Annotated in this window: 20 protein-coding genes; 18 read left to right on the top strand and 2 right to left on the bottom strand. The window is 47.4% G+C overall.

The window, feature by feature from the left end; translation table 11 throughout:
* The first annotated feature begins 2 nt into the window (after positions 1-2).
* The 14 genes from epsB to NST56_RS18270 all read left to right on the top strand — a co-directional run bounded on the left by epsB (position 3) and on the right by NST56_RS18270 (position 15,028).
* Entirely contained in the window at positions 3-686 is a 684-nt protein-coding gene (gene epsB / locus NST56_RS18335; RefSeq protein ID WP_168748808.1) for a protein tyrosine kinase EpsB, read from the top strand.
* A 234-nt stretch (positions 687-920) separates the two neighbouring features.
* On the top strand, positions 921-2,741 hold the full coding sequence (locus NST56_RS18330) for a nucleoside-diphosphate sugar epimerase/dehydratase (protein ID WP_173400508.1): 1,821 nt from the start codon (positions 921-923) through the stop codon (positions 2,739-2,741).
* 11 nt (positions 2,742-2,752) lie between these two features.
* Positions 2,753-3,892, top strand: coding sequence for a glycosyltransferase family 4 protein (locus NST56_RS18325; protein WP_339178298.1), 1,140 nt, complete (start codon positions 2,753-2,755; stop codon positions 3,890-3,892).
* Complete coding sequence (gene epsE / locus NST56_RS18320) at positions 3,889-4,725, top strand: glycosyltransferase EpsE (protein ID WP_326196706.1); 837 nt, start codon at positions 3,889-3,891, stop codon at positions 4,723-4,725. The genes NST56_RS18325 and epsE overlap by 4 nt, the downstream gene beginning before the upstream one ends.
* A complete protein-coding gene (locus NST56_RS18315; RefSeq protein ID WP_339178297.1) occupies positions 4,718-5,866 on the top strand; it encodes a glycosyltransferase family 1 protein in 1,149 nt (382 codons plus the stop codon). Before epsE ends, NST56_RS18315 begins: the two co-directional genes overlap by 8 nt.
* Positions 5,867-5,869: 3 nt before the next feature.
* On the top strand, positions 5,870-6,973 hold the full coding sequence (gene epsG / locus NST56_RS18310; protein WP_168748804.1) for a biofilm exopolysaccharide biosynthesis protein EpsG: 1,104 nt from the start codon (positions 5,870-5,872) through the stop codon (positions 6,971-6,973).
* 24 nt (positions 6,974-6,997) lie between these two features.
* A complete protein-coding gene (locus NST56_RS18305; protein ID WP_268447120.1) occupies positions 6,998-8,032 on the top strand; it encodes a glycosyltransferase in 1,035 nt (344 codons plus the stop codon).
* Positions 8,033-8,036: 4 nt separating this feature from the next.
* Entirely contained in the window at positions 8,037-9,113 is a 1,077-nt protein-coding gene (locus NST56_RS18300) for a polysaccharide pyruvyl transferase family protein (RefSeq protein WP_339178293.1), read from the top strand.
* Complete coding sequence (locus NST56_RS18295) at positions 9,110-10,144, top strand: glycosyltransferase (protein ID WP_339178290.1); 1,035 nt, start codon at positions 9,110-9,112, stop codon at positions 10,142-10,144. The genes NST56_RS18300 and NST56_RS18295 overlap by 4 nt, the downstream gene beginning before the upstream one ends.
* A complete protein-coding gene (locus tag NST56_RS18290; protein ID WP_168748800.1) occupies positions 10,141-11,658 on the top strand; it encodes an MATE family efflux transporter in 1,518 nt (505 codons plus the stop codon). Before NST56_RS18295 ends, NST56_RS18290 begins: the two co-directional genes overlap by 4 nt.
* Positions 11,655-12,263, top strand: a complete 609-nt coding sequence (locus NST56_RS18285) for a sugar transferase (RefSeq protein ID WP_339178287.1) — start codon at positions 11,655-11,657, stop codon at positions 12,261-12,263. Before NST56_RS18290 ends, NST56_RS18285 begins: the two co-directional genes overlap by 4 nt.
* Complete coding sequence (locus NST56_RS18280; RefSeq protein ID WP_168748798.1) at positions 12,260-12,898, top strand: acetyltransferase; 639 nt, start codon at positions 12,260-12,262, stop codon at positions 12,896-12,898. Before NST56_RS18285 ends, NST56_RS18280 begins: the two co-directional genes overlap by 4 nt.
* A 16-nt stretch (positions 12,899-12,914) precedes the next feature.
* On the top strand, positions 12,915-14,081 hold the full coding sequence (locus NST56_RS18275) for an aminotransferase class I/II-fold pyridoxal phosphate-dependent enzyme (protein ID WP_326196711.1): 1,167 nt from the start codon (positions 12,915-12,917) through the stop codon (positions 14,079-14,081).
* Positions 14,060-15,028, top strand: a complete 969-nt coding sequence (locus NST56_RS18270) for a polysaccharide pyruvyl transferase family protein (RefSeq protein WP_229149291.1) — start codon at positions 14,060-14,062, stop codon at positions 15,026-15,028. The genes NST56_RS18275 and NST56_RS18270 overlap by 22 nt, the downstream gene beginning before the upstream one ends.
* Positions 15,029-15,037: 9 nt before the next feature.
* Here NST56_RS18270 and yvfG read toward each other — a convergent pair whose 3' ends face one another.
* Entirely contained in the window at positions 15,038-15,256 is a 219-nt protein-coding gene (gene yvfG / locus NST56_RS18265; RefSeq protein WP_010331943.1) for a protein YvfG, read from the bottom strand.
* A 78-nt stretch (positions 15,257-15,334) separates the two neighbouring features.
* On the opposite strand from yvfG, the gene rpoN reads away from it, so the two are divergent.
* A complete protein-coding gene (gene rpoN, locus NST56_RS18260; RefSeq protein ID WP_339178282.1) occupies positions 15,335-16,645 on the top strand; it encodes an RNA polymerase factor sigma-54 in 1,311 nt (436 codons plus the stop codon).
* Positions 16,646-16,670: 25 nt separating this feature from the next.
* On the opposite strand, the gene lutP is transcribed toward rpoN, so the two are convergent.
* On the bottom strand, positions 16,671-18,365 hold the full coding sequence (lutP, locus tag NST56_RS18255) for an L-lactate permease LutP (RefSeq protein ID WP_339178279.1): 1,695 nt from the start codon (positions 18,363-18,365) through the stop codon (positions 16,671-16,673).
* A gap of 224 nt (positions 18,366-18,589) precedes the next feature.
* On the opposite strand from lutP, the gene lutR reads away from it, so the two are divergent.
* The 3 genes from lutR (at position 18,590) to NST56_RS18240 (ending at position 21,893) form a co-directional block, all read left to right on the top strand.
* Complete coding sequence (gene lutR, locus NST56_RS18250; RefSeq protein WP_326328806.1) at positions 18,590-19,312, top strand: L-lactate utilization/bacilysin biosynthesis transcriptional regulator LutR; 723 nt, start codon at positions 18,590-18,592, stop codon at positions 19,310-19,312.
* Positions 19,313-19,484: 172 nt separating this feature from the next.
* Positions 19,485-20,477, top strand: a complete 993-nt coding sequence (locus NST56_RS18245; RefSeq protein ID WP_268504620.1) for a LacI family DNA-binding transcriptional regulator — start codon at positions 19,485-19,487, stop codon at positions 20,475-20,477.
* A gap of 150 nt (positions 20,478-20,627) precedes the next feature.
* Positions 20,628-21,893: an extracellular solute-binding protein gene (locus NST56_RS18240; protein WP_168748791.1), complete on the top strand. Its 1,266-nt coding sequence runs from the start codon at positions 20,628-20,630 to the stop codon at positions 21,891-21,893.
* The last annotated feature ends 9 nt before the right edge of the window (positions 21,894-21,902 follow it).

The raw sequence follows: 21,902 nt of genomic DNA, 5'->3' as shown, positions 1-21,902 counted from the left end.
GAGTGGTCTTTAGAAAAAAGAAAGCAAGGCGAGGTTTGGCTCAAATATCCGTTTTACATCATAAATCAATTGTTGCGGAACAATATCGCACCATTCGGACAAACATTGAGTTTTCATCCGTACAGACCAACTTGCGGTCCATTCTCGTCACCTCCTCTGTGCCTGGTGAAGGAAAATCGTTCAGTGCAGCGAATCTTGCGGCAGTCTTTGCGCAGCAGCAGGAAAAGAAAGTGCTGCTGGTGGATGCCGATTTAAGAAAACCGACAATTAACCAGACGTTTCAGGTTGAAAATTTGACCGGGCTGACAAATGTGCTGGTCGGCAATGCTTCTCTCAGTGAAACGGTGCAAAAGACACCGATCGATAACTTATATGTGCTGACAAGCGGACCGACGCCGCCGAATCCGGCTGAACTGTTATCCTCGAAAGCAATGGGAGATTTGATATCAGATATCTATGACCAATTCAGTCTGGTGATCTTTGATTCTCCTCCGCTCTTAGCTGTCGCGGACGCTCAAATTTTAGCGAACCAGACAGATGGAAGCGTGCTCGTTGTCTTAAGCGGAAAAACAAAAACCGATACCGTCCTGAAAGCGAAGGACGCACTGGAGCAATCCAATGCAAAGCTGTTGGGTGCTCTCTTAAATAAAAAGAAAATGAAAAAATCAGAACACTATTCCTATTAATTTGTGCTTTTAGGTGATGTCTCCTTACCTGTATCAATGGAGGCACTCGGCTCCGCTGTGGGCAGCTTGAACAGGCTGCCTTAGATGCTGGTCGTCGCTGGCGGGGCGTGAGGACGGGTTAAATGCCCACTTATTTGATATACATAGGGAATGTTATCGGTTTAGCTGCTGTCGATTTTTTAGAAGACGAAAACCGCCGCAGCTAAACCGATAAAAGTATTAGGGGGGAAAAGGTTGAGTTACCGGAGAAGACTGTCAATGATTATCGCGCTGGATACTTATCTCGTTTTAAATTCAGTTATTGCAGGATATCAATTTTTAAAAGATTCTTATCAATTTTATGACTCCGGAGCATTATTGCTTACCGCAGTCAGCTTGCTCCTCAGCTATCATGTATGTGCTATCCTGTTCCATCAGTATAAACAGGTCTGGACATACACCGGACTCGGCGAACTGATTGCTCTGCTTAAGGTCATTACGATTTCAGCCGCTGTGACCGGCATCATACAGTACGCTGTGTATCATACGATGTTTTTCCGGCTGTTAACAGCGTGCTGGGTGCTTCAGCTTCTGTTCATTGGGGGAACCCGCGTTTTATCGAGAATCTTAAAAGAAAGCATCAGAAAAAAACGCAGCACATCGGCCCGCGCATTGATTATCGGAGCGGGATCAGGCGGAACCCTGATGGTCAGGCAGCTGCTGCAAAAAGATGATCCCGACATTACACCTGTCGCTTTTATTGATGACGATCAAACGAAACATAAGCTGGAAATGATGGGGCTGCCCGTCATCGGCGGAAAAGAAAGTATCATGCCTGCGGTACAAAAGCTCAAAATTAACTATATCATTATTGCGATTCCTTCTCTCCGTACCCATGAACTGCAGGCGCTGTACAAAGAATGCGTGCGAACCGGAGTGAACATCAAAATCATGCCTCATTTTGATGAAATGCTGCTTGGAACGCGCACTGCCGGTCAAATCAGAGATGTAAAGGCCGAGGATCTGCTAGGCAGGAAGCCGGTAACCCTCGACACAAGCGAAATTTCAAACCGCATCAAAGGAAAAACAGTTCTCGTCACCGGAGCGGGCGGTTCAATCGGCTCGGAAATCTGCCGGCAGATCAGTGCGTTCCAGCCTAAGGAAATCGTTCTTCTCGGCCATGGGGAAAACAGCATTCATTCTATTTATTCTGAACTGAATGGACGATTCGGAAAACACATCGTGTTCCACACGGAAATTGCGGATGTGCAAGACCGTGACAAAATGTTTACCTTAATGAAAAAATACGAACCGCACGTCGTCTATCACGCGGCTGCCCATAAGCACGTGCCTTTAATGGAACACAACCCTGAAGAGGCAGTCAAAAACAACATCATCGGAACAAAAAACGTGGCGGAAGCGGCAGATATGTGCGGGACAGAGACGTTTGTGCTCATTTCATCGGATAAAGCGGTGAACCCGGCCAATGTAATGGGAGCAACGAAACGATTTGCCGAAATGATTATTATGAATCTGGGGAAATTCAGCAGAACGAAATTCGTTGCGGTTCGCTTTGGCAATGTTCTCGGCAGCCGGGGCAGCGTCATTCCAATTTTTAAGAAACAGATTGAAAAAGGCGGTCCCGTTACAGTGACACATCCGGCGATGACCCGCTATTTTATGACCATTCCCGAAGCGTCACGGCTTGTCATCCAAGCTGGAGCGCTGGCGAAAGGCCGGCAGATTTTTGTTCTTGATATGGGAGAGCCCGTGAAGATTGTCGATCTCGCCAAAAACCTCATTCATTTATCTGGCTACACGACGGAGCAGATTCCAATTGAGTTCACAGGTATTCGCCCGGGTGAAAAAATGTATGAGGAGCTACTGAACAAAAATGAAGTTCATGCCGAACAAGTTTTTCCGAAAATCCATATCGGCAAAGCGGTGGACGGCGACTGGCCATTGCTGATGCGTTTTATAGAAGATTTCAATCAGCTGCCGGAAGCCGAGCTCAGAGAGCGGCTGTTTGCGGCAATAGACACATCAAACGAAATGACGGCTGCCGGCATTCGTTAGGGGGAGTGAAGATGACGAAAAAAATATTATTTTGTGCCACTGTCGATTATCATTTTAAAGCCTTTCATCTTCCTTACTTTAAATGGTTTAAACAATTGGGCTGGGAGGTTCATGTTGCTGCGAGCGGGCAGACGCGACTGCCGTATGTCGATGAGAAATTCTCCATTCCGATCCGAAGGTCACCCTTCCATCCTCAGAACCTTGCCGTTTACAGACAGCTGAAGAAAGTGATCGAAACCAACGAGTACGACATCGTCCATTGCCATACGCCGGTCGGCGGCGTTCTCGCACGGCTTGCGTCAAGGCAAGCGAGACGGAACGGAACAAAGGTGCTCTACACCGCACACGGATTTCATTTTTGCAGCGGAGCGCCGATGAAAAACTGGGTCCTTTATTATCCGGTTGAAAAATGGCTTTCTGCCTATACAGACTGCCTGATCACCATAAATGAAGAAGATTACACGCGAGCGAAAGGGCTTCAAAGACCGGGCGGGATGACAGAAAAAATTCACGGCATCGGCGTTAATACAGACAGGTTTAGGCCAGCCAGCCTTGAAAAGCAGCATAGGCTGAGAGAAAAACACGGCTTCCAAAAAGACGACTTTATATTGATCTATCCGGCTGAATTGAACCTCAATAAAAATCAGAAGCTGTTAATTGAAGCTGCAGCACTGCTGAAAGATAAGATACCGGAGCTCCGTCTTGTTTTTGCCGGAGAAGGAACGATGGAACAAACGTATCGGGATTTAGCTGAAAAGTTAGGAGCTTCCCGCAATGTTTGCTTTTACGGCTTTTGCCGCGATATTCACGAGCTGATCCAGCTTGCGGATGTTTCTGTCGCATCCAGCATCAGAGAAGGCCTCGGCATGAATGTGCTTGAGGGCATGGCGGCGGAAAAGCCGGCAATTGCCACTGATAACCGCGGACACCGGGAAATCATCCGTGACGGAAAAAACGGTTTCCTCATCAAAATGGGCGACAGCGCTGCTTTTGCTGACCGGATTGAACAGCTCTACCTTGAGCCGGAACTGCGCAGATCACTTGGACAGGAAGGCCGCCAAACAGCCTTGCGCTTTTCTGAAGCGCGAACGGTTGAAGAAATGGCAGATATTTATTCCGTGTACATGGATAAAAAGGAGAAAAGCGTATGAATTCAGGACCGAAAGTTTCTGTCATTATGGGCATTTATAATTGTGAATCCACTTTGGCGGAAAGCATTGAATCCATTCTCAGCCAATCCTATAAAAATTGGGAGCTGATCATGTGCGATGATGCGTCAACAGACGGCACGCTCCGTATCGCGAAGCAGTATGCCGCTCATTACAGCGACCGCATCAAGCTCATTCACAATCAAACAAACAAGCGGCTTGCCGCTTCATTAAATCACTGTCTTTCTTATGCCACAGGCGAGTATATCGCCCGCCAGGACGGAGATGATCTGTCCTTTCCGCGCCGTCTGGAGAAGCAGGTTGCCTTTTTAGAGAAGCATCGGCACTACCAGGTGGTCGGCACCGGCATGCTTGTGTTTGATGAATTTGGCGTAAGGGGCACACGGATGCTGCCTTCTGTTCCGGACCCGGCCATTATGGCGAAAGGGACGCCGTTTTGCCATGGGACAATCATGATGAGAGCCAGCGCTTACCAGACGCTGAAAGGCTATCGTTCGGTGCGGCGGACAAGGCGAATGGAGGATATCGATTTGTGGCTCCGCTTTTTTGAAGAGGGCTTTCGAGGCTATAACCTCCAAGAAGCGCTGTATAAAGTAAGGGAAGACAGCGACGCATTCAAGAGGCGGTCTTTTACCTACTCAATCGACAACGCCATTCTTGTATACCAGGCTTGCAGACGCCTGAAGCTTCCTTTTTCCGCTTACATATATATCGCAAAACCGCTCATTCGCGCGTTTATGCCTCCTGCTGTGATGAATCGTTACCATAAAAAAAGAGTGATGAATCAGAAGGAAGGGCTTGTGAAGCATGAATAACAGCCAACAGCGCGTGCTCCATGTTTTCAGCGGCATGAACAGGGGCGGCGCGGAAACCATGGTCATGAATTTATATCGGAAAATGGATAGAAGCAAGGTGCAATTTGATTTTTTAACCTATCGAAATGATCCGTGCGCTTATGATGAAGAAATTTTATCGCTAGGCGGGCGGCTTTTTTATGTCCCGAGTATCGGACAAAGCAATCCCATCACATTTGTGAAGAATGTAAGAAACACAATAAAAGAAAACGGGCCATTCAGCGCGGTTCATGCGCACACAGATTTTCAAACCGGCTTTATCGCGCTTGCGGCAAGGCTAGCTGGAGTGCAGGTCAGAGTATGCCATTCCCATAACACCTCGTGGAAGACCGCCTTCAATTGGAAGGACCGCCTGCAGCTGATGGTGTTCAGACGCCTCATTTTGTCATATGCGACTGAATTGTGCGCTTGCGGAGAGGATGCGGGACGGTTTTTATTCGGGCGATCCAATATGGAGCGGAAGCGGGTTCATCTGCTGCCGAACGGAATAGACCTTGATCTGTTTTCTCCAGCCGGCAAGGCGCCCGATGACGAAAAAAAAGCACGCGGCATAGCGTCTGACCGGCTGATCATTGGTCATGTGGCCCGATTTCATGAAGTGAAAAATCATGCGTTTTTGCTGAAGCTCGCCGTTCACCTGAAAAAACGGGGAGTTCGCTTTCAGATGGTTCTCGCAGGAGACGGACCGATGCGGGAGCAGATGGAGGAGGAAGCGCGGCGGCTGAATCTGCTTTCCGATGTTCTCTTTTTAGGAACTGAAGAACACATTCATGAGCTCATGCGCACCTTTGATGTATTTGTCATGCCATCATTGTACGAAGGCTTGCCTGTTGTGCTTGTGGAAGCGCAGGCTTCAGGTCTTCCGTGTATTATTTCAGACACGATCACAGAAAAAGTCGATACGGGGCTCGGACTTGTGAAAAGGGTAAGTCTCTCTAAGCCGATGGACATTTGGGCTGAAACGATTGTAAGAGCGGCCGCCGCAGGCAGGCCGAAGCGGGAGCTCGTTAAAAGTACCCTTGCAAAACTCGGCTATGATGCGCAGCAAAATGTAGGTGCATTGATGAATTTATATCAGATTAGCACTGAAAAAGGACAATAAAAAATGATTGTGTATGTCGTCAATATGGGAATTGTATATATTTGGTCTTGGTTTGCTAAAATGTGCGGCGGCCGGGATGGGTCACTTGCTACGGGCTATCGACCGAACAAGCTTCTCATTTGGGTTCCGCTCGCCTCACTTGTGCTTGTTTCAGGGCTGCGTTACAGGGTCGGTACAGATTTTCAGACGTATACGCTGCTGTATCAAATGGCAGGAGACTATCAAAATATTTGGCAGATATTCGGTTTTGGCACAGCGAAAACGGCAACAGATCCGGGCTTTACCGCGCTGTTATGGCTGATGAATTTCATCACGAAGGACCCGCAAATCATGTATGTCACTGTTGCGGCCGTGACCTATATCTTTATTATCAAGACGCTGGCAGACTACGGCAGACCGTTTGAGCTGAGCGTCTTTTTATTTTTAGGAACCTTTCATTATTACGCATCCTTTAACGGAATCAGACAATACATGGTGGCAGCCGCTTTGTTTTGGGCGATTCGCTATATCATCAATGGAAACTGGAAGCGTTACTTTCTGATTGTGCTAGTCAGTTCGCTCTTTCACTCCTCAGCGCTGGTGATGATTCCGGTCTATTTTATTGTCAGAAGAAAAGCCTGGTCACCGGCAATATTCGGTCTCTCAGCTTTATTTCTCGGCATGACCTTTTTATACCAGAAATTTATTTCGGTATTTGTCGTTGTGCTTGAAAACAGCTCATACAGCCATTATGAAAAGTGGCTGATGACCAATACAAACGGAATGAATGTGGTCAAAATCGCTGTTTTGGTCCTGCCGCTGTTTCTGGCCTTTTGTTACAGAGAGCGTCTCCGAAAGCTGTGGCCGCAGATCGATATTGTCGTTAATTTGTGCCTTCTCGGGTTTTTATTCGGTCTCTTGGCCACAAAGGACGTGATCTTTGCCAGATTTAATATTTACTTCGGGCTGTATCAAATGATCTTAGTTCCTTATTTTGTCAGAATATTTGATGAGAAATCGAATGCGTTGATCTATATCGCCATTGTGGTTTGTTATTTTTTATACAGTTATTTGCTTATGCCGGTTGATTCATCTGTTCTGCCGTACAGAACGATTTTTTCCCGGTAATTTATGCAAGAGGAGCCGGTCATTATGGAAACACCTGCGGTTAGTCTGTTAGTCGCTGTTTATAATACAGAAACCTATATCAGAAACTGTCTTGAGTCGTTAAAGAACCAGACATTGGACAATATTGAAATTATCATCGTCAATGACGGTTCGGCAGACGCCAGCCCGGACATCGCGGAAGAATATGCGCAAAAGGATAAACGATTCAGAGTCATTCACCAGGAAAACCAAGGGCTCGGTGCTGTTCGGAACAAAGGGATCGAGGCGGCCCGCGGAGAATTTGTGGCATTTATAGATTCAGACGATTGGATCGAGCCTGATTATTGCTTGCAAATGGTTCAGGCAGCATCAGAGGAAACCGATCTGGTGATTTGCAACTACGCCGCAGAGTTTGAGGACACTGAAAAAACCGTTGTCTCAGACATTGCGGAAACCTATCGGGATCAGCCCAAGGAGTCCTATATCAAGGCGTTATTCGAAGGGAAGGTCAGGGGATTTTCGTGGAATAAACTGTACCGAAGAAGCATGATTGACGCGCACCGGCTTTCATTCCCGCTCAGAGGTGAGCTGGAGCATGTCGAGGATCAGTTTTTCAGCTTCAGGGCACATTTTTTCGCCCGCTCGGTTTCCTATGTAGAAGCGCCTCTCTACCATTACCGAATTCACCTTTCCTCCATCGTGCAGGGTTATCAGAAAAAACTGTTTGAATCAGGACTGGCGCTGTATCAGGCGAACGCAGCGTTTTTACAGGAGAACAACAAGCTGGAGGAGTACCGTAAGGAGCTTGATTTCTTTATCGTTCTCCATAGCACCATCTGTCTGCTGAACGAATGGAAAACAAGCGGCAGCCGGCGCCTTTTGGAAAGGCTCAAAACGGTCGGCGTGATTTGCGCTGATCCGGTGTTTCAAGGCAGCCTGTCGAAAACGGGGACAGCGCCTTTTGACGCAAAACGGTCATGCCTGCTGCTGATGGCGAAATACAGAATGATTCCGTTCGTTGCCATGGCGTCCGCCGTGTATCAGCGAGTGATCGAGTACAAAATGAAAATCAGAGGGTGAAGAGATGTCGTTACATTCATTGAAAATCAATCTTGCAGAATGGCTGCTGTTAAAGGTTAAGTACCCGTCCCAATTTTTGCTGGGTGCGGCCGATCAGCCGGTAAAGGATGCCGCACATAAGAAGAAAATTATACTGACTCTGCTGCCTTCCCATGATAATTTGGGGGATCATGCCATTGCTTATGCCAGCAAAGCGTTTCTTGAGCAGGAATACTCCGATTTTGAAATCATTGAGGTCGATATGAAGGACATATACAAATCTGCAAAAGCGCTGATTCGCTCCCGCCACCCGGAGGATATGGTCTTTATCATCGGCGGCGGAAACATGGGGGATTTATACCGGTATGAAGAGTGGACGCGCCGCTTTATCATTAAAACGTTTCATGATTATCAAATCGTCCAGCTTCCGGCAACCGTTCATTTTTCTGATACGAAAAAGGGACGAAAAGAGCTGGAACGGGCGCAGAAAATTTATAACGCGCACCCCGGTTTATTGCTGATGGCGCGTGATGAAACTACGTACCAATTTATGAAGCGGCATTTTAAAGAAAAAAAGATCCTGAAGCAGCCCGATATGGTGCTGTATTTAGATAGAAGCAATGCCTCTGCGGAACGCGAAGGGGTGTATATATGTTTGCGTGAGGATCAGGAAAGTGTGCTTCATGAGGAACAGAGAAACCGCGTGAAGGCCGCTCTTTTTGATGAATTTGGCGAGATCAAAGCTTTTACGACAACGGTCGGGCGCCGGGTCAGCCGCGATACACGGGAACAGGAGCTGGAAGCGCTCTGGTCTAAGCTGCAGAGTGCGGAAGCCGTTGTCACTGACAGGCTGCACGGCATGATTTTTTGTGCATTGACAGGAACGCCATGTGTCGTGATTCGTTCTTTTGATCACAAAGTCATGGAAGGCTACCAATGGCTGAAAGAGATTCCAATGATGAAGCTGATTGAACAGCCGGAGCCGGAACGTGTGACAGCCGCAGTGAAAGAGCTGCTGACAAAAGAAACAAACCGTGCCGGCTTTCCGCGGGACATGTATTTTAAAGGACTGCGCGATAAAATCAGCGGTGAAGCACGATGACACCGCTCGTCAGCATTATTGTCCCGATGTATAACGTTGAACCTTTTATTGAAGATTGCATCGATTCGCTGCTGACCCAAACGCTTTCTGATATAGAAGTTATCCTGGTTAATGATGGAACACCCGATCGATCTGGTGAGATGGCAGAGGCATACGCGAAACGGGATACAAGAGTTCAAGTCATTCATAAAAAAAATGGCGGCTTGAGTTCGGCTCGAAACGCGGGAATCAAAGCGGCGCGGGGTACGTATATCGGGTTTGTAGACGGAGACGATTATGTCTCTCCCGCCATGTTTCAAAGGCTTGCAGACGAAGCAGAGCAGCACCGGCTCGATATTGCTGGCTGCGGATTTTATAAACAGTCCGAAGACAGGCGGGAATACGTGCCGCCGCAGCTCGAAACAGGCCGTGTGCTGACAAAAGCGGATATAGCTGAGCAGCTCCGACAAGCCCACGAAACGAGATTTATCTGGTATGTATGGCGGTATGTGTATCGCCGTGAGCTTTTGGAAAGGGCGAGCCTTTGGTTTGATGAAGACATCCGTTTTGCTGAAGACTCGCCCTTTAATTTATCTGCTTTTTATGAAGCCGAGCGGGTAAAAATGCTGGATGAAGGTTTGTACATATACCGTGAAAATCCGAACAGCCTGACGGAAATTCCTTATAAACCTGCGATGGATGAAAATATCCAAAAACAATATCAAGCCAAAATCGCATTTTACAATCAGCGCGGCTTATCGGCTGTGTGCAAAGAAGATTTGGATGTGTACATTTGCAAGCACCAGCTTCCGATGCTCCTGGCAAACGCCTGTGCCTCACCGCAGCCGCCGAAAGACATTAAAAAACAGATCAGAAAGATTTTATCTTATGACATGGTGCGGCAGGCTGTCAGACACACACCGTTCCAGCATGAGAAATTAGGCAGAGGCGAGCGATTGGTCTTAGCGCTGTGCAAATGGCGGCTGATCTTTCTCATCAAGCTGTTTTTTGAGACTCGCGGAACCATGAAAGGCAGTGCAAAGCAGGCATGAAATTCACCATAAACTTCAGCGCCAATCTCACAGCTTTTCTTTTGTCCGTATTCCTGTCTGTCTGGATGACGCCTTTTATTGTCAAAACGCTTGGTGTGGAGGCTTTCGGCTTTGTGAATTTAACACAAAATGTGATTAATTATTTTTCCATTATCACGGTGGCGCTCAGCTCCGTGGTTGTGCGTTTTTTTTCTGTCGCAGCCCACAGGGGAGAGCAGGAAAAAGCAAATGCGTATATCAGCAATTATTTGGCTGCGTCTGTTTTGATTTCATTGCTGCTTCTGCTGCCTCTTATGAGTGCGGCTTTTTTTATTGACCGCGTCATGAACGTCCCACAGGATCTTTTGGCTGATGTTCGGCTGTCGATTTTGATTGGAAGTCTGCTGTTTCTTTTAACTTTTTTGATGGCGGGGTTTGGAGCGGCGCCGTTTTATGCCAACAAACTGTATATCACCAGTTCCATTCAGGCGGTGCAAATGCTCATCCGCGTGCTGTGTGTGCTGGCGCTGTTTGCCTGCTTCACGCCAAAAATCTGGCAGATTCAGCTTGCCGCTTTAGCCGGTGCCGTCATAGCGTCTATCCTGTCTTTCCACTTTTTCAGAAAACTGATTCCATGGTTTTCATTTAAGCTGAAAGACTTGTCATTTCGCGTAAGTAAGGAACTGTTTCAGGCAGGAACCTGGAACTCAGTCAATCAGATCGGCGTGCTGCTTTTTTTGCAGATCGACCTATTAACCGCCAACTTGGTGCTGGGTGCGTCTGAAGCGGGAAAATATGCGGCGATTATCCAGTTTCCGCTGCTGCTGCGCAGTTTGGCAGGAACAGTCGCATCTCTATTTGCGCCTGTCATTACTTCTTATTATTCAAAAGGCGATATGGACGGCTTGGTCAAGTACGCCAATCAGGCAGTGAGACTGAACGGGCTTTTGCTTGCGCTTCCGGCTGCCTTATTGGGAGGTTTGGCCGGGCCTTTTCTGACGATCTGGCTTGGATCGTCTTTTTCCTCTGTAGCGCCGCTATTATATATTCACGCCGGATATTTGGCGGTCAGCCTTGCCTTTATGCCGTTGTTTTATATATGGACCGCCTTTAATCAACAAAAAACACCGGCGCTCGTCACTCTGCTGTTAGGCGCAGTGAATGTTGTGCTGGCGGTCACATTAAGCGGGCCGGCTCATCTTGGGCTTTATGGCATTACACTTGCCGGGGCAATATCGCTTGTGCTGAAAAATGTTATCTTTACGCCGCTTTATGTCTCACGCATTACCGGTTACAAAAAGCATGTGTTTTTTACAGGCATGTTCGGTCCGGTCTTTGCCGCTTTGTTTGCATGGGCGGTTTGTGAGGCCATCCAGTTATGTATCACCATTGAAAGCTGGACATCACTGATTGCTGCAGGTGCCGCTGTCAGCTGCTGCTACGCGGTTTTCGCTTTTATGCTTGTTTGTACGAAAGAAGAACGACAGATGGTGCTGAAACGGTTTAGAAAAACGAAAGGAGCTGTAAATATTTGATCCTGAAACGTCTTTTTGATCTGACGGCCGCTATTCTTTTATTGTGCTGCACGAGTATCATCATTCTCTTCACCATCGCCATTGTCAAGCTGAAAATAGGATCGCCTGTCTTTTTCAAACAAGTACGGCCCGGCCTGGGGGGGAAGCCGTTCACCCTCTATAAATTCAGAACGATGACGGATGAACGGGACAGTGAGGGCAACCTGCTGCCGGATGCAGTCCGGCTTACGAAAACAGGCAGGCTGATCAGAAAGCTGAGCATTGATGAGCTCCCGCAGCTGCTGAATGTAGTGAAAGGAGACCTCAGTCTCGTCGGCCCTCGGCCGCTGCTGATGGATTATCTGCCGCTTTACACAAAACAGCAGGCACGGCGCCACGAGGTGAAGCCCGGGATTACAGGCTGGGCGCAGGTCAACGGCAGAAATGCGATTTCCTGGGAAAAGAAATTTGAACTGGATGTTTGGTACGTTGACAACCGTTCATTCTTGCTCGATTTGAAAATTTTATGTCTGACGGTACGCAAAGTTCTTGTTTCAGAAGGCATTCAGCAAACCAATCATGTGACGGCAGAACGCTTCACAGGAAGCGGAGATGTGTCTTCATGAGAAACGTGGCCATTGTGGGAGACGGCGGTCACGGAAAGGTGATCAGAGAACTCATAAGCGCCCGTTCAGACACGCGCTTAGCTGCGGTGCTGGACGATAAATTCAGCACATTTGATGCCGGGAGAGAGCTGTACACAGGCCCCTCGGAAGCCATTTCTGAAGTGCGCAGGCTGATCCCTGACGTCATGTTTGTGATTGCAATTGGAAACAACAGCGTCAGAAAACAGCTGGCAGAGCGGCTGGAATTATATAAAGAAGATTTCATCACATTAATCCACCCGTCAGCCATCATCAGCAAATCGGCTGTCATCGGGGAAGGAACGGTTATTATGGCCGGTGCGATTATTCAGGCGGATGTTCGGATCGGCGCCCACTGTATCATCAATACGGGCGCGATCGCAGAGCACGACAATCAGATCGGCGACTTCGTCCATCTTTCTCCGCGCGCCACGCTTTCTGGAGGTATTGCGGTTCAAGAAGGGGCTCATGTGGGCACCGGGGCCTCCGTCATTCCGCAGATCACAATCGGCTCCTGGAGCATCGTCGGCGCAGGCTCTGCGGTGATCCGCTCCATCCCTGACGGCGTAACGGCTGTAGGCACCCCGGCGCGCGTGATTTCTTCTATTCAAACCTAAAGCAAAGGATGATTACATGCATAAAAAAATCTACTTATCAGCCCCTCATATGAGCGGCAGGGAGCAGCATTATATTTCAGAAGCCTTTCACTCAAACTGGATTGCGCCGCTTGGGCCGCTTGTGAATACTTTTGAAGAAAAATTGGCTGAACGAGTCGGCGCCAAAGGGGCGGCTGCGGTCAGCTCAGGCACCGCCGCAATTCATTTGGCGCTACGTTTGCTGGATGTCAAAGCGGGAGATACCGTGTTTTGTCCGTCTTTTACATTTGTGGCAACGGCAAACCCGATTTTATATGAAAAAGCGGTGCCTGTCTTTATCGATTCTGAGCCAGATACGTGGAATATGTCTCCGAAAGCCCTTGAAAGAGCACTGGAGGAAGCGAAACGAAATGGAAATCCGCCAAAAGCGGTCATTGCCGTCAACCTGTACGGACAAAGCGCGAAAATGGATGACATTGTAAGCCTGTGCGATTCATACGGAGTGCCGGTCATTGAGGATGCGGCTGAATCCCTCGGTGCTGTCTATAAAGGGAAGCAGAGCGGGACATTCGGCCGTTTCGGCATTTATTCATTTAACGGAAATAAAATCATCACGACTTCAGGAGGCGGGATGCTTGTGTCAGACGATGAAGCCGCCATTGAAAAAGCAAGATTTCTCGCTTCACAGGCCCGCGATCCCGCTGTTCATTATCAGCACAGTGAAATCGGGCACAACTACAGATTGAGCAATATTCTTGCAGGAGTCGGCATTGCCCAGCTTGAGGTGCTGGATGAGCGGGTGGAGAAAAGACGGGAGATTTTTGCGAGGTACGAAAAAGCGCTTGGCAGCATAGATGGCGTTTGCTTTATGCCGGAATACTCGGAAGGCGTGTCCAACCGCTGGCTTACTGCACTCACGCTCGATAACGGGCTGACTCCATATGACGTGGTTCAGCATCTTGCTGAAGAACAGATTGAAGCGAGACCGCTTTGGAAGCCGCTGCATACCCAGCCGCTGTTTGCGTCATCTGCATTTTATTCCCATACAGATTCTGAAAGTGTGTGCGACACCTTATTCAGGCGAGGGATCTGCCTCCCATCCGGAACAAATATGACCGAAGAAGATCAAGACCGAGTAATCGATGTGTTGTTACACTTATTCCAAACAACAGAGGTGAAGAGATGGACAGCAAGCATTCAATGATCAGCCTGAAGAAAAAACTGGCCGGGCTGCTCGATATGATACCGAAGCAATCCGAAATCATTTACGCCGACTATCCTCTATACGGAAATGTAGGGGATTTGTTTATTATGAAAGGAACGGAAGCCTTCTTTAAAGAAAATGACATTCGGGTCAGAAAACGCTGGAACCCAGACAATTTTCCAATCGGACGAAAGCTTGATCCGAATCTGATCATCGTCTGTCAGGGAGGCGGCAACTTCGGGGATTTATATCCGTACTATCAAGGATTTAGAGAGAAAATCGTTCAAACCTATCCGGACCACAAAATCGTTATCCTGCCGCAATCGATTTATTATCAGAATGAAGATAACTTAAAACGGACAGCTGACATTTTCTCTGCCCATTCAAATCTGCATATTATCACAAGGGAAAAAGCCTCCTATGCCACGGCACAGGCGTACTTTCAAAACAATCATATCAAGCTCTTGCCTGATATGGCCCACCAGCTGTTTCCCATCATTCCGACACAGCAGCCGACCGGTCAAAAGCTGAGATTTATCAGAACAGATCATGAAGCAAATGATGAGCTTCAAAGACATGCGCAAGCGGAAAGCTATGACTGGCGCACCGTGCTATCAGCTTCAGACCGCCGGACAATCGCTTTTCTCCAAACGCTGAACGTCCTGAACAAAAAAGCGGGCAATCCTCTGCCAATCGCATTTATATGGAGAAAATATTCAGATTACATCATCAATAAAGCCATTCGTTTTTTCAGCCGTTACAAATCGGTGGAAACGTCAAGGCTGCACGGCCACATTTTGTCTTCACTTCTTCAAAAAGAAAACACGGTCATTGATAATTCCTACGGAAAAAACGCCAATTACTATCATACTTGGATGGAGGGAGTGCCAAACACTCAAATCATTCGGGACGCCTCAAAGAAGGAAAACCTTCCTGCTCATATGTGAGCGGAAGGTTTATTTTGTTTCTCCTCGTTTTACCTTGTTGTAGGCTTCATCTAAATGCTGAATCCGCTTCAGGACAACTGAGTTTTTTGTCAGCTGATCCTGCACCAGTGTTGAGACCACAGAACGGTAGTAGCTGTTCATTGCGTGGATCTTATCCTCAGACGGGTTCATTTCAATATGCTGCTTTAAGTTTTCAATAAAATACGGTACAGAAAAAAGTTCAGACATTTCTTTGGCAGCTCCTTTTTCATAAATGTATACGGTGTCATCCCAATCATGTACAATGAAGAAAGGAGAGTGAGCAAGATGGATATGAAACTTCAGCAAGTACAAGTACTAAAGCCTCAACTGACACAGGAGCTCAGGCAGGCCATCACGCTGCTTAGCTATCATTCGGCGGAACTGGCCGAATACATTGATGAGCTCTCACTGGAAAACCCTCTTATTGAACGAAAGGAAACAGACACACCGCCACTATCTTACCATAAAACAAACAAAAACAGGATCAGCAGGCAGGAGGCGGGCCTTCAATTAAGCAATCCGCAAAAAACACTGCAGGATGTCCTCAAACAGCAATCGCTGGATATGAATCTGTCAAACACTGAAAAAAAGATTTTTAATTATCTGATACATTCGCTAGATTCAAACGGATATCTGGAGGAAGATGTGGAGGAAGCAGCCCGGCGCCTGTCCGTTTCGGCAGAGGAAGCGGAAGCGGTTCTGAGAAAACTTCAGTCGCTTGAACCAGCGGGCATCGGCGCAAGATCTCTTCAAGAGTGTATCTTGCTGCAATTACAGCGTCTCCCGAGGAGAAATGAACAGGCAGAACTGCTTGTTTCAGAACACTTTGATGTATTTGCGCAAAAAAACTGGAAAGCGCTTTCAAAAGAAACTGGAATGCCGCTTCACACGATTCAGGACATTTCTGATAAAATTGCTGCGCTTCACCCAAGACCCGGCCTTCTATTTGCCAGTCCGGAGCATGATATGTATATTGAACCCGACATTTTCATCACCGTTAAAAACGGCCACATTACAGCGGAACTGAACAGCCGCTCGTTCCCGGAGATTGAGCTGCATCCGCAGTACAGGCCGCTTCTATCGTCGGGCGCCTGTCAGGATACGGTTTCCTATTTATCTTCGAAATATCAGGAGTGGCGCTGGCTGAGCCGCGCGCTGAGGCAGCGGAAGCAGACGATCACCAGAATTGTAAATGAGCTGACCGCGCGTCAAAAAGATTTTTTCTTGAAAGGCCGGAGCGCCATGAAGCCGCTGACACTGAGAGAGGTGGCGGATTGTCTAGGCCTGCATGAATCTACCATCAGCCGGGCCATTAAAGGGAAAACGATACAAACGCCTTACGGATTGTTTGAGATGAAGATGTTCTTCTCAGGAAAAGCGGAGGCCTCTGGGGATGGCGATACATCCAACTATGCGGTCAAAACGCATCTTGAAGCATTGATACAGCAAGAGGATAAAACAAAACCCCTCTCAGATCAAAAGCTTGCCGACCTGTTATATGAACAGCACCGCATCCAAATCTCCAGACGCACAGTGGCGAAATACCGCGATCAATTGAACATTCCGTCATCGGCAGCCAGAAAACGGTACAAATAAAATCCTCCCTGTAAGGAGGATTTTTTTACGGAATCATCCAGCTGAAAAACTGGTGCTGCAAAAAGGTGATGATACAGACGAGCAGCAGCAAAAATAAGCTGTGCTTAATTGTAAAGCGGAAAAGATCCGACTCCTTCCCGGCGAGCCCGACTGCCGCACACGCGACCGCGATCGATTGCGGAGAAATCATTTTGCCGGTGACGCCGCCTGATGAATTGGCCGCGACTGATAGAACAGGGTCCATTCCGACCGATAAGGCCGTTACTTTCTGCAGGTTGCCAAACAGCAGGTTAGCTGACGTATCCGAGCCGGTAATAAAGACGCCGAGCCAGCCGAGAACCGGCGAAAAGAAGGTAAACATCGAGCCTGTCAGCGCAAGCGTCATGCCGAGCGTCGTGCTCATCCCCGAGGAGTTGGTGACATATGCAAAACCAACGACCGAGGCGATCGTCAAAATCGGAAATTTCAATTCCTGCAGTGTTTCGCTAAAAACAGCTCCCCAGTCTTTCCACGAAATCGACGTGATGAATTTTGACAGCAATGCGGCAATTAAAATTGCGGTGCCTGCCGAACCGAGGACCTCAAGCTTATACACCGCTTCAATCGGAGTGCCGTCAGCATTGACGATCTGATTGTTCAAAAAAGGCACCCCAGGAGCAAAAGTAAGCTTTTCTCCAATCACATTCAGCCACTTCAAGAGAACGGCTGTGCCTTCGTAATGTCCTGTCAGCGCGGACTTGACCGAAGGAATACCCCAAACCGAAATCATCACCGTCAGCAGCAGAAACGGCGACCAGGCCTTAAAAATCTGCTCGCCGGTGTAAGCCGGTGCATCATCAGGGTGTAGTTTTGCCGTTTCAATCGCGGCTGCCGATTCCTGTTCCCCCGCAAACCGGAATGTTTTCTTCGGCTTCCACCATTTTAAAAACACAGCTAGCGCAGCCATCGACACTAGCGCCGACAAAACATCCGGCAGCTCTGGCCCCAGAAAGTTGGAGCTGAGATACTGAACAGCGGCAAAGGAAACACCTGAAACGAGAATCGCCGGCCACACCTCAAAGGCTTTCTTGAACCCGCTCATAATGATAATTAAATAAAGAGGAATAAATACAGATAAAAACGGCAGCTGCCGCCCAACCATCTGAGAAATCTCCATCGCCGGAATTCCGGTAGGCCCTTCAACGGCTGTAATCGGAATCCCAATCGCCCCGAAGGCTACTGGTGCCGTATTGGCAATCAAACAGATTCCCGCCGCATAAAGAGGGTTAAAACCGAGGCCGACAAGCAACGCGGCTGAAATCGCGACCGGCGCCCCAAAGCCCGCCGCCCCTTCTAAAAAAGCCCCGAATGAGAAAGCGATCAGCAGCGCCTGAAGCCGTCGGTCATCGGTAATCGAGAGAACAGAGCTGCGAATGATATCAAACTGTCCCGTTTTTACGGTGATTTTATACAAAAAAACAGACGTCACAATGATCCAGCCGATCGGCAAAATGCCGTATACGGCTCCTTGTGTAGCGGACATCAGCGCTTTTTCCGCCGGCATTCCGTAAACCAATACCGCAATCAGCAGCGCGATTCCCAAGGTGGACAATCCCGCGGTATACCCCTTCATTCGTTTAATGGCGAGTGCCCAAAAAAAGAAAATAATCGGTACAAGTGCGGCAAGCGCAGATAAAAGCAAATTTCCCCCTATAGGCGTATAGGCCTGTGTCCATTGCATCCCAAACCCCTCCTTCAAACATAACCGGCTTTTTGTAAGCGGTTTCTAAAGATGATATGATCATCTGATGACTGGATAATAAGACCAGTTACCTAGCATTATATTTTGAAAAAAATCAAAGTACAAGACTTTTTAACGAAATTGTCTAAATCTTTTGGCGGCGCCCAAAAGGGAGTATAATAGATCGTAAACAGCCAGACCTACAAGTTGCGGGGTGAATTGCATTGAAATATAAACAGATTAAAACAAAGAAGATATATGAAGAAGTAGCAGATGCATTATTAGAAATGATCAAAAACGGCCAACTGAAGCCAGGGGATAAATTAGACTCCGTTCAGGCACTTTCCGAAAGCTTTCAAGTCAGCCGTTCAGCGGTGCGCGAAGCGCTTTCCGCATTAAAAGCGATGGGACTTGTTGAAATGAAGCAGGGCGAAGGCACTTACCTGAAGGAGTTTGAACCTGATCAAATTTCTCAGCCTCTGTCAGCCGCACTTTTAATGAAAAAAGAAGATGTCAAACAGCTGCTCGAGGTCAGAAAACTGCTTGAAATCGGCGTGGCTTCATTAGCTGCCGAAAAACGTACAGAAGAGGATCTCCAAAGCATTTATGCGGCATTAAAGGAGATGGGTGAGATTGAAACAGACGGGGAGCTCGGTGAAAAAGCAGACTTCGCTTTTCATTTGGCACTTGCTGACGCTTCACAAAACGATCTGCTCAAACATTTGATGAATCACGTATCATCATTGCTTCTGGAAACCATGAGAGAAACGCGGAAAATCTGGCTGTTTTCCAAGAAGACCTCGGTGCAGCGGCTTTACGAGGAGCATGAACGGATTTATAATGCCGTGGCTGCCCAGGACGGAGCAAAGGCGGAAGAAGCGATGCTGGCACACTTGACGAATGTGGAAGATGTCCTTTCGAGATATTTTGAGGAAAACGTCCAATAACCGACTCATTTCCCGGGCAATGCTGCTCGTGCATACAAACAATCAAGACTGAGCTGCAATGGTTCAGTCTTATTTACTTTGTGCAGCTTACACTGCTTGACATTTAAGAAAAAGGAAGTAAAATGTTTTACTAAAATGGCCACTGGCATGCTTAAAAATGGAGGCAGATATAATGGCGACAATTAAAGATATCGCACAAGCCGCGGGATTTTCGATTTCAACCGTTTCCCGCGTTTTAAATAACGATGAGAGCCTTTCTGTACCGGACGAGACGCGTGAAAAGATCTATGAAGCCGCAGAGAAACTTAATTATCGCAAGAAAACTGTAAGGCCGCTGGTGAAACACATTGCTTTTTTATATTGGCTGACAGATCAAGAGGAGCTGGAAGATGTCTATTTCAAAACAATGAGATTAGAAGTAGAGAATTTGGCGAAAACCTTCAATGTCGACATGACGACCTATAAAATAACGGACGGTATTGAATGCATTCCAGCTCATACAGAAGGTTTTATTGCCGTGGGTACCTTTTCTGATAAAGAATTAGCGTTTCTCAGAAATCTGACGGAGAACGGCGTTTTTATTGACTCTTCCCCTGATCCCGACCATTTTGATTCGGTCAGGCCGGACTTAGCGCAAATGACGAAGAAAACGGTAAACATCCTGCTTGAAAAAGGGCATAAGAATATCGGATTTATTGGCGGCACGTACAAAAATCCGAACACGAATCAGGATGAAATGGATATTCGTGAAAAAACGTTCCGATCCTATATGCAGGAAAAAGGGATGCTGGACGAGCGCTATATTTTATGCCACCGCGGCTTCTCCGTCGAAAATGGCTACCGCCTGATGACTAAAGCGATTGAAGCATTGGGCGATCAGCTTCCGACCGCCTTTTTTATCGCGGCAGACCCGATCGCGGTCGGCTGTCTGCAAGCCCTGAATGAAAAAGGCATCGCGATACCAAACAGAGTGAGTGTCATGAGTATCAATAACATCAGCTTTGCCAAGTACGTCTCTCCGCCGTTGACAACCTTTCATATTGATATCAAGGAACTATGTAAAAATGCTGTGGAATTATTGCTTGAGCGAGTGCTGGAAAAACGGAAAACGGTTAAAACGTTATATATGGGGGCTGAATTAATCGTTAGAAAGAGCCTAAATTAAATCATATTTCAAAATGGCTTAGGAGTCTAAGTCATTTTTTATTTGGTAAAAAAATTTACCGATGTGAGTAAATAGTTTGTTTACACATTTTCTCAGCCGTGCTATATTATTTTTAAAGCGCTTTCATTAAGAGCGAAAGGGTGACAATTGATGAAAATGGTAAAAAAGTACGCCGGTGTCATGCTCTGCGTGGCTGTCAGTTTATCTTTAACCGCCTGCGGCCCGCAGGAAAGCAGCAGCGAAAAAACAAGTTCAAAGGGCTCGGAGCTTGTCGTGTGGGAGGATAAAGAAAAAAGCATCGGCATTAAAGACGCTGTTGCCGAATTTGAAAAAGAGCATGATGTAAAGGTCAAAGTTGTTGAAAAACCTTATGCCCAGCAGATTGAAGATTTGCGTATGGACGGTCCGGCCGGCACAGGGCCTGACGTGTTAACGATGCCCGGTGACCAGATCGGAACGGCTGTCACAGAGGGATTAATCAAAGAATTAAACGTCGAAAAAGATGTTCGATCGCTCTACACAGACGCATCCATTCAGTCTCAAATGGTGGATCAGAAGCTTTATGGCCTGCCTAAAGCCGTCGAAACAACAGTGCTTTTTTATAACAAAGATCTCATCTCAGAGGACGAATTGCCGCAAACGCTGGAAGAGTGGTACGACTACTCTAAAAAAACGGCTGATGGCAGCAAATTTGGATTTTTAGCCTTATTTGATCAAATTTATTACGCGCAAAGTGTCATGGGCGGGTACGGCGGATATATCTTTGGAAAGGATAAGGACGGAAACGATGACCCGTCTGATCTTGGAATCAATAATGAAGGCGCTGTCAAAGGTGCCGAGCTGATTCAGAAGTTTTATCAAGACGGCTTATTCCCGGCCGGCATTGTCGGAGAGCAGGGAATCAATGTACTCGAATCGCTGTTTACAGAAGGAAAGGCTGCCGCGATAATCTCAGGCCCGTGGAATGTAGAAGCCTTTTCAAAAGCGGGAATTGATTATGGCATCACAAAGCTTCCTAAGCTGGAAAACGGCAAAAACATGAGCTCGTTTATCGGCGTCAAAAGCTACAATGTCAGCGCATTTTCAAAACATGCAGAGCTGGCACAAGAGTTAGCCGTTTTTCTGGCTAATGAAAAGAATTCTAAAAAACGATATGAACAAACGAAAGAAGTTCCGGCCGTTCAATCATTAGCGAGTGACAAGGCGATCATGAAAAGCGAAGCGGCACGGGCGGTCACCGAGCAATCCCGCTTCTCAGAGCAGACGCCGAATATACCGGAAATGAACGAAATATGGACCCCGGCGGATTCAGCATTACAAACGATTGCAACAGGAAAAGCGAACCCAAAAAAAGCCTTAGATCAGGCTGCTGAAACGGCCAAAGGGCAGATGAAGGCAAAGCATAGCGGAAAATAAAGAGAAAAG

The organism is Bacillus sp. FSL R5-0560 (assembly GCF_037966305.1).
Taxonomy (GTDB): Bacteria; Bacillota; Bacilli; order Bacillales; family Bacillaceae; genus Bacillus; species Bacillus mojavensis.
This window is presented reverse-complemented; position numbering and strand designations above follow the sequence as displayed.

Bases quoted from the DNA above. Each gene is read 5' to 3' on its own strand.
- NST56_RS18325 (WP_339178298.1), top strand. From the start codon at position 2,753: ATGACGAAAAAAATATTATTTTGTGCCACTGTCGATTATCATTTTAAA.
- epsE (WP_326196706.1), top strand. From the start codon at position 3,889: ATGAATTCAGGACCGAAAGTTTCTGTCATTATGGGCATTTATAATTGT.
- NST56_RS18315 (WP_339178297.1), top strand. From the start codon at position 4,718: ATGAATAACAGCCAACAGCGCGTGCTCCATGTTTTCAGCGGCATGAAC.
- epsG (WP_168748804.1), top strand. From the start codon at position 5,870: ATGATTGTGTATGTCGTCAATATGGGAATTGTATATATTTGGTCTTGG.
- NST56_RS18305 (WP_268447120.1), top strand. From the start codon at position 6,998: ATGGAAACACCTGCGGTTAGTCTGTTAGTCGCTGTTTATAATACAGAA.
- NST56_RS18300 (WP_339178293.1), top strand. From the start codon at position 8,037: ATGTCGTTACATTCATTGAAAATCAATCTTGCAGAATGGCTGCTGTTA.
- NST56_RS18295 (WP_339178290.1), top strand. From the start codon at position 9,110: ATGACACCGCTCGTCAGCATTATTGTCCCGATGTATAACGTTGAACCT.
- NST56_RS18290 (WP_168748800.1), top strand. From the start codon at position 10,141: ATGAAATTCACCATAAACTTCAGCGCCAATCTCACAGCTTTTCTTTTG.
- NST56_RS18280 (WP_168748798.1), top strand. From the start codon at position 12,260: ATGAGAAACGTGGCCATTGTGGGAGACGGCGGTCACGGAAAGGTGATC.
- NST56_RS18275 (WP_326196711.1), top strand. From the start codon at position 12,915: ATGCATAAAAAAATCTACTTATCAGCCCCTCATATGAGCGGCAGGGAG.
- NST56_RS18270 (WP_229149291.1), top strand. From the start codon at position 14,060: ATGGACAGCAAGCATTCAATGATCAGCCTGAAGAAAAAACTGGCCGGG.
- yvfG (WP_010331943.1), bottom strand. From the start codon at position 15,256: ATGTCTGAACTTTTTTCTGTACCGTATTTTATTGAAAACTTAAAGCAG.
- rpoN (WP_339178282.1), top strand. From the start codon at position 15,335: ATGGATATGAAACTTCAGCAAGTACAAGTACTAAAGCCTCAACTGACA.
- lutP (WP_339178279.1), bottom strand. From the start codon at position 18,365: ATGCAATGGACACAGGCCTATACGCCTATAGGGGGAAATTTGCTTTTA.
- NST56_RS18245 (WP_268504620.1), top strand. From the start codon at position 19,485: ATGGCGACAATTAAAGATATCGCACAAGCCGCGGGATTTTCGATTTCA.
- NST56_RS18240 (WP_168748791.1), top strand. From the start codon at position 20,628: ATGAAAATGGTAAAAAAGTACGCCGGTGTCATGCTCTGCGTGGCTGTC.